This window comes from Ruegeria sp. BF12, from assembly GCF_056538705.1.
Genome location: NZ_JBQFTP010000005.1, coordinates 239027 through 251693, shown reverse-complemented (window position 1 = coordinate 251693; position 12667 = coordinate 239027). Strand labels below are relative to the sequence as shown.

General features: G+C 58.6%; 8 protein-coding genes. 7 read left to right on the top strand and 1 reads right to left on the bottom strand.

From position 1 onward, the window contains the following. Positions 1-7 precede the first annotated feature (7 nt). The 3 genes from ACR0J0_RS10870 to ACR0J0_RS10860 all read left to right on the top strand — a co-directional run bounded on the left by ACR0J0_RS10870 (position 8) and on the right by ACR0J0_RS10860 (position 3913). Positions 8-973: a LysR family transcriptional regulator gene (locus ACR0J0_RS10870; protein WP_480663816.1), complete on the top strand. Its 966-nt coding sequence runs from the start codon at positions 8-10 to the stop codon at positions 971-973. A 97-nt stretch (positions 974-1070) separates the two neighbouring features. Continuing rightward, a complete protein-coding gene (locus ACR0J0_RS10865) occupies positions 1071-2603 on the top strand; it encodes a trimethylamine methyltransferase family protein (protein ID WP_480663814.1) in 1533 nt (510 codons plus the stop codon). 2 nt (positions 2604-2605) lie between these two features. After that, positions 2606-3913: an aspartate aminotransferase family protein gene (locus ACR0J0_RS10860; protein ID WP_480663879.1), complete on the top strand. Its 1308-nt coding sequence runs from the start codon at positions 2606-2608 to the stop codon at positions 3911-3913. A 121-nt stretch (positions 3914-4034) separates the two neighbouring features. Here ACR0J0_RS10860 and ACR0J0_RS10855 read toward each other — a convergent pair whose 3' ends face one another. Beyond that, entirely contained in the window at positions 4035-4946 is a 912-nt protein-coding gene (locus tag ACR0J0_RS10855; protein ID WP_480663812.1) for a LysR substrate-binding domain-containing protein, read from the bottom strand. A gap of 85 nt (positions 4947-5031) precedes the next feature. On the opposite strand from ACR0J0_RS10855, the gene ACR0J0_RS10850 reads away from it, so the two are divergent. The 4 genes from ACR0J0_RS10850 to ACR0J0_RS10835 are packed head-to-tail and all read left to right on the top strand — an operon-like array spanning position 5032 to position 12666. Further along, entirely contained in the window at positions 5032-6576 is a 1545-nt protein-coding gene (locus tag ACR0J0_RS10850; protein ID WP_480663810.1) for a trimethylamine methyltransferase family protein, read from the top strand. Next, positions 6573-7862, top strand: a complete 1290-nt coding sequence (locus ACR0J0_RS10845) for an aspartate aminotransferase family protein (protein ID WP_480663809.1) — start codon at positions 6573-6575, stop codon at positions 7860-7862. The genes ACR0J0_RS10850 and ACR0J0_RS10845 overlap by 4 nt, the downstream gene beginning before the upstream one ends. Beyond that, positions 7859-10258: a GcvT family protein gene (locus ACR0J0_RS10840; protein WP_480663807.1), complete on the top strand. Its 2400-nt coding sequence runs from the start codon at positions 7859-7861 to the stop codon at positions 10256-10258. Before ACR0J0_RS10845 ends, ACR0J0_RS10840 begins: the two co-directional genes overlap by 4 nt. After that, the gene (locus ACR0J0_RS10835) at positions 10255-12666 is read left to right on the top strand and encodes an FAD-dependent oxidoreductase (RefSeq protein WP_480663805.1); all 2412 of its coding nucleotides are present in this window, start codon (positions 10255-10257) and stop codon (positions 12664-12666) included. Before ACR0J0_RS10840 ends, ACR0J0_RS10835 begins: the two co-directional genes overlap by 4 nt. Position 12667 lies beyond the last annotated feature (1 nt).

Genomic DNA, 12667 nt, shown 5'->3' with positions numbered 1-12667 from the left:
TTGCCAAATGAAGAAGCGGCAATCGGAGACAGATGTCAGCTTGCTACGCGCGCTAGAAGTGTTCATGGCGGTGTCCGACAGCCAGCATGTAACGGCTGCCGCGTCCGCATTGGGAATGACGCAATCCGCTGTTTCTCAGCAGATCAAAAAATTGGAATGGGCGCTTAACGTTTCCCTGTTCGACAGATCGCGTCGCCCGCTGGAGCTTACGCATTCCGGTGAAATACTCCGCCGACGGGCCTTTCGTATTCTTAATGAGGTCGAAGACCTCCGATCCGAGTTGCGTTATGTCCAATCCAGCTCGTTGCCCATTCTGCGCGTCGCGCTTCTGGCTTCGATTGCAACAACCCTGACGCCCGGGTTGTTGGACATGGTTCGCAGCGATCTTGGCATTCCAGAACTCAGCTTGTCCGCAGGGCTTGCGACCGACCATCAGCAAGCATTCAATGCCCGAACAATCGATGTCGCTATAACTTCGGACCCTCAGTTCGACCTGACCGACTTTGAATGCACCCCGATCCTGGAAGAACCATTTTTTCTTGTTCTTCCCGGGGATTATGACGGTTCTGCCGATGATATCATGTCGGTTGCCAACGACCTGTCATTTGTTCGGTTCAGCTCTGATGCACCAGTCGGCAGGCGAACGGACCAGCATTTGCAGCGTTGCCGCCTGGACCTTCCGCGCTCAATGGAAGCCGACCGGGCATCCATGGTTGTTGCAGGCGTAATTACGGGTAAGTGTTTTGCCATTCTGACACCCAGCCTGCTGATCGACGCCGTGGCCGAGGGCATGAACCTGCGCGTGGAACCACTTCCGATTGCGGGATTCAAACGATCCATACTCATGATTCACCGTGCCGGTGAATTGGACGACATCCCTGAACGCATCGCCCTACAATGCCGGGAAACCATGCGGCAGAGTTTCGAAAAACTTCTGCCAGAAGTTTGCGAACACGTTATTTACCCGTCCTAATCCGCATCATTATTACATCTAATACTGTTGGGTTTTGCTATCCCCGCAGCCCTTTCCTTGTCATGAGAGTCTCCAGAAGAATGGCACGGAGGCCGATATGGCACGAAACACGACCCGACGCTCCGGCAGACAAGAGCGTATGGCCGCACGTGCCGCAAAAGGGGCGCTGGCCGCTCCCTTTACCATCCGAAAGATTGGCAAGGTCAGCCTGATCGATGACGAGGCGGTTGCAATCATCGAACGGAACGCAGACCGCATTCTGGATGAGATCGGCATGGATTTTCGTGGCGACCAGGAAACGCTGACACTCTTCAAGGCGAACGGGGCGCGGGTCGAGGGCGAACGGGTGCGCTTTGATCCGGGCTGGTGCCGCGACAAGATCCGCACGGCCCCTTCGGTATTCACTCAGCATGCGCGCAATCCTGCGCGATCAATTCAGATAGGTGGTGACGCGCAGGTCTATGCGCCCAGCTTCGGCCCCCCTTTCGTTCATGATATGGAAAACGGTCGCCGCTACGCATCGATCGAGGACTTCCGCAACATTACCAAGCTGCATTATCAGCTTGGGGCGATCAATCATTCAGGTGGCGTTGTGGTTGAACCTGTGGACGTCCCCGTTCCGGTTCGGCACCTGCACATGGCACACACGCATCTGACAATGAACGACAAGCCGTTCATGGGTGCCGTCACCGCACCGGAGCGTGCTCGCGACACGATCGAGATGTGCCGTATCGCCATGGGGCGCGAGTTTGTCGACAAAAACTGCGTTCTGTATTCGGTGGTCAACACCAATGCGCCACTGGTGATGGACGAAACCATGCTCTGGGCGCTCAAGGAATACGCGCAAGCCGGGCAGTGCACTGTGGTATCACCCTTTGTGCTGGGTGGCGCGATGTCACCTGTCTCGGTCGCTGCAACCCTTTCACAGGTTCTGGCCGAAGTGATGGCTTCGGTCGCCCTGATTCAGCTTATCCGGCCGGGCGCTCCGGCCGCATTCGGCACGTTCTTTTCACCGATCAGCCTCAGGACCGGGGCGCCCACCTTCGGCACGCCCGAAGGCACCCAATTCCAGATGTGCGCCAAAACGCTGGCGGATCGGCTGGGCTTGCCCTTCCATTCCGTGGGTGGATTGACCGCGTCAAAAGTGCCGGATGCACAGGCAGGCTATGAAAGCCAGGCGCAGCTAATGGGCGCAGCCATGGCTGGGGTGAACTTCATCATCCACGCCACCGGGTGTCTCGAAGGGTTGCTAACCACAGGATACGAGAAAATCGTTATGGATGCCGACCGTTGTTCGGCCATGCAACGCTTTGTCGGCGGCGTCGACTTCTCGGAATCGGCACAGGCGATGGACGCGTTTTTTGAGGTTGAGCCAGGTGGCCACTTCCTGGGCGCGCAGCATACCCAGGACAATTTCGAAACCGCCTTCTGGATGGGCGAGATGTCCGACAACGGAACTTTTGAACAGTGGCATGCCGAGGGCGGCCAGTGGCAGCACGAACGCGCCAGCGCGCGCGTAGCGAAATTGATTGATGAATACGAAGCGCCGGCGATGGATGCCGGGACCCGTGAAGCACTTGATGATTTCGTCGCCCGGCGCAGCCGGGAAATCGGAGGAGATGACACGTGAACATGCAAACCGACTGGACCTTGGATGAAACGGCTGCGCGTCGCGACAACTACTATGCCGCCTCGCAACGCAAGTTCATTCCCTTCAAGGACCCCATGGTCTTCAAGAAGGGGTCGATGCAGTACCTTTGGGATGTCGAGGGGCGCAAATACACTGACCTTTTGGGTATGAACGTGTGCATCTCGGTCGGCCACAGCCACCCCAAGGTGGTCGCCGCCGCAATGGAACAGGCGCAGGAGCTGACCCACTGCACCACCATGTTCTATCACCCCGTCCCGGCGCACTTCGCCGAGGAACTGGCCGCCACCATGCCCAATCCCAACGGCGACATCGAATGGGTTGTGCATTTCACCAACTCTGGCTCCGAAGCCGTGGATCTGGCCATGACCATGGCGCGAAGCTACACCGGAAACCTCGATTTGCTGGCGCTGCGCTCGGCTTATCACGGGCCCACTGCGGCGGCGCAGTCGATCACAGGCATTTCCGGCTGGCGGCATCCTGGCATGCCCGGAAACGTGGCCTTTGTACCCGAGCCGCATCAGTATCGCGGCATCTTTGGTGAAAATTCCGGCGCCCAGCCGTATCTCGATGAAATCGAGCGCACCATTCACACGGCTACATCCGGTCAAGTTGCGGGTATCTTCATCGAAAGCGTTCAGGGCTATGGCGGTGTCGTCGAAATGCCCAAAGGATACATGACCGGCGCGGCGGAACGCGTGCGCGCAAAAGGTGGCCTGCTGATTGCGGACGAGGTGCAGGCGGGTTTTGGTCGGACCGGCGATCATATGTGGGGCTTTGAGGCCGATGGTGTCATCCCGGATATTGTGGTCATGGCCAAGGGTATCGGAAATGGTTTTCCACTGGGCGCGGTCGTGGCCCGAAAACACATTGCTGCGCCGATGGCGGAAAAGTTCATGTTCCACACCTACGGGGCCAACCCCACCTCATGTGCGGCTGGCCGCGCGGTGCTTCAGGTCATCAAGGAAGACAATGTGCGCGAAAACGCCCGCGACGTAGGGACCGCCCTGCTGGAACGTCTGCACGCGCTGAAGGACAAGTATCAGGTCATCGGCGACGTTCGCGGGCGGGGTCTGATGCTGGCCATCGAAATGGTCAAGGATCGCAAGACCAAAGAACCTGACCCGGCAACCACCGCCGCCGTGTTCGAGGCGACGCGTGAAAGCGGGATCATCCTGTCGAAATCCGGGGCTTATCAATCCTGCCTGCGTCTGGTCCCACCAATGTGCCTGTCGATGGACGATGTTGATCAAGTTCATGACGGCTTGGATCGGGCTTTCGGCAGTCTATAACAAAGACCTCAGACCCGAGGCTTCAAAGTTGAAGCACCCCGTAGAAAAACATGACGGTCGGGTGGCGCAAAAGAGTGCTGCCTGGCTCTTATTTGCTCGAACCGCGCTTTGTGCGGGGTTCCTATTCGGCGGATTGCACCGGTTTGTTTTGGGACGCCAGCCATTCAATTGCATAACGCGCTTCCCGATGCCTTTGGCTGCCCTTCCATGCTTCTATGTAATAGCCATGGGTCGGGGTAATCTCTTCGTCGAACAGACGTGCGACCCGGCCTTCTTTCAGATCCTGATCGATCAGAGGAAGCCAGCCAACAATCGCGCCCTGCCCTTCGGCTGCGCCGCGTAGCAGCGCATTGGCATCCTCAAACACGGGCCCACGCAAAGGACCTGCCACTTGCACATTCATCGCTGAAAACCAGTCCAGCCAACCCCAGTGGTTTCGTTGGTGCAGCAGAGGAACCTGCAACAAGTCCTCGGGCGATGTTACGCGCCCGTACCTTGCGGTAAATCGTTCTGACGCGATCGCCACAGGGCTGAGCTCGATCAATTTGACGGCATTTTCAGGCATTTCTGCCATCCGTTCCCAGCGGATCACAACGTCGACATTCTCGCGATCCAGCAATCCGGGCTGGTAAAACGGCACCACTTCAAGTTCGATATCCGGATGGGTTTCCCAAAAATCGCTGATCTTGGGCATGAGCCATCGAGCCGTAAATATCGGACCAGCGGCCAGGCGCACAGCTTTGCGTGTACTTCGGCGCAACTTACGAACGGCGTCGTCCAGTATTCCAAAGGCCTGCGCCGTTGCCTCGGCCAGGCGTTTTCCATCTTCGGTCAGAACAACATCGCGCCCCACGCGTTCGAACAGTTTGACACCCATCTGGTCTTCCAAGCCGCGGATGTGATGGCTGACGGCCGTTGGCGTCACGGACAACGCCTCAGCTGCGGCGCGAAAACTCTGGTATTGGGCTGCCGAGTTGAATGCCCGCAGGGCTGGAAGGGACGGCGTCACGTCAACCTCATAGATAAGTTTCATTCATCTATTGATGAAAAAATGGCTTTTGTAAACTTATGCAAGTTGGGTTCATTCTGGGGCAAAGACAATCTGAGCTCATGAATAGATGCCAAAATCGAACCGACGGCGCGGTAGAAAAGATCGCCTGGCCCAAGAAACGATCGTCGACACCAATCCTCCGGTCTGGGCGGGGGTGGCCGGAGGGCGCCTGAAACCGCTAAGCCCATCCGAGGTGGCTTTGGTGGAAGAATCCGCCTTGTCATTGCTGGAGACACTTGGGCTAAGCCAGGCCATCCCTTCGATGGTTCGAGCCGTCACTGCAGCGGGCGGCACTCTTTCTGAAGACCGACGGTTGTTGTTCCCACGAACCCTGGTGCAAAGCGCGATCGCCGGGGCACAGCGGGATTTCCGCTTGTGCGGTCAATCCCCCGAACACGACCTGCTCATCGCAGGTGCGCGCGTGCATATGTCGACCGGCGGGGCGGCCCCCGGTGTTTTTGACATTGATACGGGACTGTACCGACCTTCTACTTTGGCCGACCTCTATGATGCCGCAAGGTTGGTGGATGCGATGGAGAACATCCACCATTTCAGCCGTCCGGTTGTTGTGCGTGACATCGAAGACAACGCAACGATGGATATCAACACAGCCTATGCCAGTCTGATCGGCACATCCAAACATGTGTCCATGTCGATCACCGAGCCCCAGAACGTTCAGGCGATCGCTGAGCTTTGCTACACTATCGCCGGTGGGGAAGCTGCGTTCCGCGCCCGCCCGTTCCTGACTGTCATGGTCTGCCACGTTGTTCCACCCATGCGCTTTGCCGAAGACGCCTGCGAGGTCCTGGAAGCGGCCATAAAGGCTGGGTTCCCTGTGCAACTAATCAGCGCTGGTCAGGCCGGGGCCACCAGCCCCGCCACAATCGCCGGATCCTTGGTACAGGCCTTGGCGGAAACACTGGCCGGGTTGGTCTTTGCCCGCCTTGTCGACCCTGAGGCGAAAGCCATTTTCGCGCCCAAGCCCCTTGTCGCTGATCTGCGCACCGGATCAATGTCCGGAGGGGGCGGCGAACAGGCGATCCTGATGGCGGCTGCGGCCCAGATGGGTCGGCACTTTGGCCTTCCTACATCCTCAATTGCCGGGATCACGGATGCCAAGACGCTGGATACGCAATATGGTGCCGAAAAGACCCTTGCCATTGCGATGGCGGCGCATGCGGGATCGAATATCGTAACTCAGGCGGCAGGCATTCATGCAAGCCTTCTGGGGGTATCGCTCGAAGCTTACGTCAGCGACAACGACCTGATTGGGAATATTCTGCGCACAATTCGCGGGGTCGAAGCCACGCCCGAGAACATCGCGGCGGATGTCATTGCCAACGTGTGTCGCGGGCCGGGACACTATCTGGGCGAAATTCACACATTTGACCGGATGAAGTCCGACTATTTCTACCCCCATATCGGCGATAGACGCACCCCCGTCGAATGGCAGGAAGACGGCGCGCACCCTGTCGGCGATGTGGCCCGCGACCGGGCGCGGGAATTGTTGGCCAGCCATTTTCCGAACCATATCGCAGATGAGACGGATATCGCGCTGCGGGGCGCTTTCGACATCCGCCTCAGCCGATCCCGAATTGGGAGGAATGAATGACCAACAAGGCTTTGTCAGAACGCGCCCGATCGGCATTGCCCGGCGGTGTCAGCCACGAATTGCGGTTTCGCGATCCCCACCCGATTTTCATCGACCGTGCCAAGGGTGCCGAAAAGTGGGACGTTGAAGGCCGACGCTATATCGACTTCAAAATGGGCAGCGCCAGCCAAATGCTGGGCCATTGCCATCCGGCCATCGTAGAAGCGGTGCAGAAGCAAGCGCAACATTCAATCTTCAGTGCCGATTGTCATGAGGCCGAAACCCTTTGGGCGGAATGGATAAACCACCTTTACCCTTCGGCCGAGCGGACCCGGTTCACTTCGTCGGGTACCGAAGCAACGATGCTTGCCATCCGCTTGGGCCGCGCGTGGTCCGGCAAGGATCGCGTTCTGCGCGTTGATGGCCACTTTCATGGTTGGCATGACCACGCGCTTAAAGGGGCCAAACCCGGCAGCCAGACCGCGCCCACACTGGGAATTCCCGAGGCTGTGAACGACCTGATCGATATCTGCGACGCCGACCCACAGTCGATGGAAAGTGCCCTGCAGGACGATCGGATCGGAACCGTGATCATCGAGGTTTCGGGGGCGAACTATGGTTGTGTACCTTTGACATCCGAAACCCTGCAAGCCCTTCACGATGTCGCCCGAACTGCTGGTGTGGTTTTGATTTTTGACGAGATCATCACCGGTTTTCGCTGGTCTCCCGGCGGACGACAGGCGCGCGATGGCATAACGCCAGACCTCACGACTCTGGCCAAGATTGTTACAGGCGGTCTGCCGGGTGGTGCGGTTTGTGGACGGGCCGACATCATGGAACTGATGAACAACACCACTTCGATGGGCGGGTTTGCCCCGGCAGTCAGCCACAAAGGAACGTTCAATGCCTCACCCCTTGTTGCAGCGGCGGCCCATGCGGCCATGCCAATACTGGCAACAGGCGAGGTGCAGGCGCATGCCAACGCAATGGCCGAGCGAATGCGCGCGGGTATGAATGCAGCCCTGGCCGATGCCGAGGTCTCGGGCCTGGCTTATGGCGACAGCTCGATCTTTCACCTGCACTTCGGTAACAGCTCGCTTGACGGGTTGACGCCCGCACACATCCGTGGACTGCCGGCTGCGCAGGTCCGTGCGTATCGTAACGGGATGCTTACACGCGGCGTCGACGTGATGTCCTACACGTCGGGTCTTACCAGCGCGGCCCATACGCCCGAACTGATCGACGAGGCGCTTGAGGCATTCCGCGAAACCCTGTCCGACATGATCCGGGAAGGCTCAATCACATGACTCTGCCTCAACAAGCCCGCACAATTGTGATTGGCGGCGGCGTTATCGGCTGTTCGATTGCCTATCATTTGGCCCGTGAAGGGCGCAAAGACATTGTGGTGCTGGAGCGCTCGAAACTGACATCCGGGACAACCTGGCATGCGGCCGGGCTTGTTCGACGCCTGCGCCCGTCAGCTACGCTGACCAAGCTGATCAATTACTCCATTGACCTTTATGGCGAATTGGAGCGCGAGACCGGGCAGGCGACAGGCTGGACCCAGACCGGATCGTTGACACTGGCTACAAACGAGGACCGGCTGACCAACATCAAACGACAGGTTTCGTTAGGCCGCGCATTCGGGCTTGAAGCCGTGGTTGTCGATGCCGCACGCGCGCAGGAGTTATGGCCACTCATAAGAACAGACGACGTAATCGGCGCCGTCTGGTCACCGGCAGATGGGCGTGTAAACCCATCGGACGTGGCGCTGGCGCTCAGCAAGGGCGCAAAAGCACGCGGGGTACAAATCCATGAAGACACTGCCGTAACCGGCTTGAGAAAAAAGGAAGGCCGCATCGCAGGGGTCGAGGTTGGGGACCACGTCATCGACGCCGACGAGGTCGTCATCTCCTGTGGACTGTGGTCCCGAGAAGTCGCCGCAATGGCCGGGGCACATATGCCGCTATACGCGTGCGAGCATTTCTATATCCTGACCAAACCGTTGCCCGAGGTTCAGGCGCTTGGCCCCGGTACGCATTTGCCGACCCTGAACGATCAGGACGCTTTTCTTTACGCCCGCGATGATGTCGAAGGATTGTTGGTCGGCTCGTTTGAACCCAACGCCAAGGGGCTGCCGCTTAGCCGTCTGCCCGCTGATTTCAGTTTTGATCTGCTGGATGAGGACTGGGACCATTTCATGCCGATGATGGAAAATGCTCTGCACCGCATTCCGGCGTTGGAGCGCGCCGAGGTGCGGATGTTACTGAACGGCCCTGAAAGCTTTACCCTGGATAGCCAATTCATGCTGGGCGAAAGCCCGGAGGTGCCCGGTCTGTTCCTGATGGGTGGGATGAACTCGACCGGGATTGCTCTGGCGGGAGGTGCGGGTAAGGCCATGGCCGAGTGGATCATCGCAGGCGAACCAACGATGGAGTTGAACGAAGCCGATATTCGCCGTTTCAGCCCTGAGATGAACGTTCTAAAGGCGCTGGAGGAACGCATTCCCGAAGTTCTTGGCCGCCACTACGACAACCCTTTCCCGGGCAGGTCGATGGATACGGCACGTGGACAACGGCGTTCGCCGATCCATGCCGGACTGGTCGCGGCAAACGCCCGGTTCGAGGCGCGCGGCGGATGGGAACGGGCGGTGCATTTCGGCGGTCAGGCAACGCATCTGCCGTTGACATTCGGCACTCCGGCCTGGCGCGATCAGGTCGGCCTTGAGGTCGACGCCTGCCGAAACGGGGCCGCCATTCTCGACCAAAGCGCATTCGGCAAGATCATGGTGCAGGGACCGGATGCCTGCAGTTATCTGAACCACCTGTGTGCGGCGCAGATGGACATCCCCTCAGGACGAATTGCGTATAGTCAGATCCTGAACCCCCGTGGCGGCATCGAAAGCGACGTGACCGTGCAACGTCACGGGCTGGACTCCTACCTGATGATCGTGGGCGCGGGTGAGGTGGTGCGTGATCTGAAACGGATGCGCGAAACCAAAGGTGATTACCGCGTGGAATTCACCGATGTAACCAGCGGACACGCCGTTGTCGGCCTGGCCGGGGCACGGGCGCACAAGGTTTTGCAAGCCACTTCGAACACGCCTCTGCCCGATTTGAAACGGTTCCATTTCGCTCCGGTGGAAATTGGCCTAGCCTGCGGCTGGGCCGGGCGGCTGAGCTTTACTGGCGAGGAAGGGTACGAGCTGTACATCCCTGCCGAGATGGCGATGGCGGCACATGAAGCACTGGTCGAGGCCGGGGCGACACACACTGGTCTATACGCCAGCGGATCCCTGCGTATCGAAAGTGGCTTTCGCGCATTTGGCCATGAACTGACCCCTGGTACCACGCCGATTGAGGCAGGGCTTGGGGCATTCTGCGCCTTTGGCACGGCTTTTGTCGGCGAAGCGGCCTTGCAAAACCATTCACCAAATCGGCGCATCGTCTCGATGCTGTTTGATGATGCCGAGGCAATCCCCATGCATGATGAACCGATCTACTTCGGCGGTCGGGTCGTCGGGCAGATTACCTCTTCTGCGTGGAGCTACCGGTTCAAACGTTCCGTCGCATTGGCGATGGTGGATGCACCGCTCGACCAACTCTTGGAAAAGACTGTGGTCGAGGGTTTTGAAGTTGAAATCGCCTGCACTCGTTTTCCCGCAAAAGCATCTCTCAAACCCGCGAAGGAGGCGTTTGCGTGACTGACACTATTCGAACCACCCGGGTCGCCATAATTGGTGGTGGCATCATGGGTGTCGCGGCGCAGTTTCAACTGGCGGAAAACGGATGGACCGACACGATCCTATTCGAAAAGGCGGAACTGACCAGCGGATCGACCTGGCACGCAGCGGGGCAGATCGCGCATGCGGTGGGCAGCCGCATCGCGGGATGGATCAACAAAACCTCGATCGAAACTTACAAACGCGTCGAGGAAGAGACCGGCCAAAGTATCGGGTGGCACGAAGTTGGTGGGTTTCGAATTGCCACGACCGACGACGAAGTCGACTGGATGAAATCCATCATGGGCGTGGGCAGGCTGCTGGATCTGCCGATGGAACTGGTCGGACCGAAAGAGGTCGCAAAGGGCAATCCGTTCTACAAGGTCGACGACGTCAAGGCCGCCGTTCAGACCTTCAAGGACGGGCATATCGACCCGTCTGGCGTGACAATGGCCTTGGCCGCAGCCTCTCGCGCGCGCGGCGCAAAGATCGAGCGGCGCAATCAGGTTACAGGCGCCAGCAGAAAAGGCGACATGTGGCTGCTTCGCACGGAACAGGGCGATGTTCTGGCCGAGCATGTGGTTATCGCCGCGGGCAGTTATGCCAACCAGGTTGGGCAATGGTTCGGCCTGAAAATCCCCTCGGTCTCGTGTCTGCATCATTACCTGGTCACCGACACCGTTCCGGAATTCGAAGGTCGGCCGGAATTGCCTGTAATGCGTGACAATGCCTTCGGTGGATACATCCGGCAGGAACAGAAATCAGGGCTCATCGGAATCTATGAGGGTCATGTTTGTCCGACTGTGTGGGAAATGCCGCAAGGTGCCCCCTGGGCTGCAGAGAACGAACTGTTCGAAGCAGACTATGACTCGATCGGCGACTTCCTGATGGTGGCGCTTGAAAAGATGCCGGTTCTATCCGAGTTGGGTATCAAGCGTGTGGTGCGTGGCGCAATCACGCATACCCCCGATGGTGGGATGCTGGTCGGGCCATCCGGCGTGCCCAATATCTGGCTATCCTGCGGATCGTCTATCGGGCTGGCATGGGGTGGCGGCGCGGGCAAAGTACTGGCCGACTGGATGGTGCACGGCGAGGCCGAGATAAACACCCGGTCGATGGACCCCCGTCGTTATGGTGACTTTGCCAATGACAGTTTCATTGTCGAGCGGACCAAAGACGAATTCATGCGCCGCCATGATACGCCCTGCCCCGGCAAACAGTTTCACAGTCTGCGGCCTGTCAATCGACACACGCTTTATGACCGGCTGGCAGACAAGGGCGCGGTCTTTGGCGAGGTCGCAGGCTGGGAACGCCCGCGCTATTTCGGCAAGGTTGGTGAGGTCGAACAGGTTGGCTGGGGTCGCCAACCCTGGCATGCGAATGCAATGGCCGAGGCCCGAGCCACACGCGAAGGCGCGGGTGTGATTGACCTATGCGCCTTTGCGCAGTTCGAAATCTCCGGCCAGGATGCAGGCAAACTGCTTGACCGACTGTCCGCCAACAAAATCCCATCACGCGATGGCAACATGAGCCTCAACCACTTGCTGACGCACAGAGGCCGGTTCGAGACCGAATTCACCGTTTGGCGCATAGCCGGTGATCGCTATTTAACCGGATCCGCCATCGCCCGCGCCAACCCCGATTTTGACTGGATCAGTTCACATATCTGCGCTGGGGAAGACGTGCAAATGATCAACCGGTCGGCCAATTGGGGAATGCTGGCTTTATGCGGCCCGAATTCTCGCAAGATCCTGAAGAAACTCACGGATACCGATCTGTCCAACGCAGCCTTCCCTTGGTTGTCCGGGCAGGAAATCACCGTCGCCGATGTTCCGTTATATGCGTTGCGCGTGTCATTTGTAGGTGAACTGGGTTGGGAATTGCATGCGCCGCTTGACCGAATGGGCACGCTATATGATGCGCTCCACGCAGCGGGCGCAGAGCTTGGGCTGGTCGATTTGGGCAGCTACGCATTTAATGGCATGCGCATGGAAAAAGCCTATCGCGCATCGGCTGAGCTGACCACAGATGCCGGGCCGTTCGATGTGGGGCTGGAGCGCTTCGTGCGCAGCGAAGAGCGCGATTTCATCGGTCGTAATGCGCTTTTGGCGCACACGCCACAATGGGAGCTTCTTTATGCTGAGGTGCATAGTCAGGATATCGATGTGCATGGCGGTGAGCCTGTATTACTGAACGGCACGCCCGTTGGTCTGACCACTTCCGGCGGCTACGGGTACACCGTCGGTAAATCGTTAGGCTGGTTGTTCGTGCGCAAAGGAACACCGCGTGAGGGTCTGTCGGTGCAGATTCTGAACCAGGTCATTCCCGTTACAATCCACCAAGATGCCATCTTTGATCCGCAAAACCTGCGGCCCCGATCCGAGGAGTAGA

Excerpts from the sequence above, each read along its gene's own strand:
- ACR0J0_RS10870 (WP_480663816.1), top strand. The coding sequence starts at position 8 with ATGAAGAAGCGGCAATCGGAGACAGATGTCAGCTTGCTACGCGCGCTA.
- ACR0J0_RS10865 (WP_480663814.1), top strand. The coding sequence starts at position 1,071 with ATGGCACGAAACACGACCCGACGCTCCGGCAGACAAGAGCGTATGGCC.
- ACR0J0_RS10860 (WP_480663879.1), top strand. The coding sequence starts at position 2,606 with ATGCAAACCGACTGGACCTTGGATGAAACGGCTGCGCGTCGCGACAAC.
- ACR0J0_RS10855 (WP_480663812.1), bottom strand. The coding sequence starts at position 4,946 with ATGAAACTTATCTATGAGGTTGACGTGACGCCGTCCCTTCCAGCCCTG.
- ACR0J0_RS10850 (WP_480663810.1), top strand. The coding sequence starts at position 5,032 with ATGCCAAAATCGAACCGACGGCGCGGTAGAAAAGATCGCCTGGCCCAA.
- ACR0J0_RS10845 (WP_480663809.1), top strand. The coding sequence starts at position 6,573 with ATGACCAACAAGGCTTTGTCAGAACGCGCCCGATCGGCATTGCCCGGC.
- ACR0J0_RS10840 (WP_480663807.1), top strand. The coding sequence starts at position 7,859 with ATGACTCTGCCTCAACAAGCCCGCACAATTGTGATTGGCGGCGGCGTT.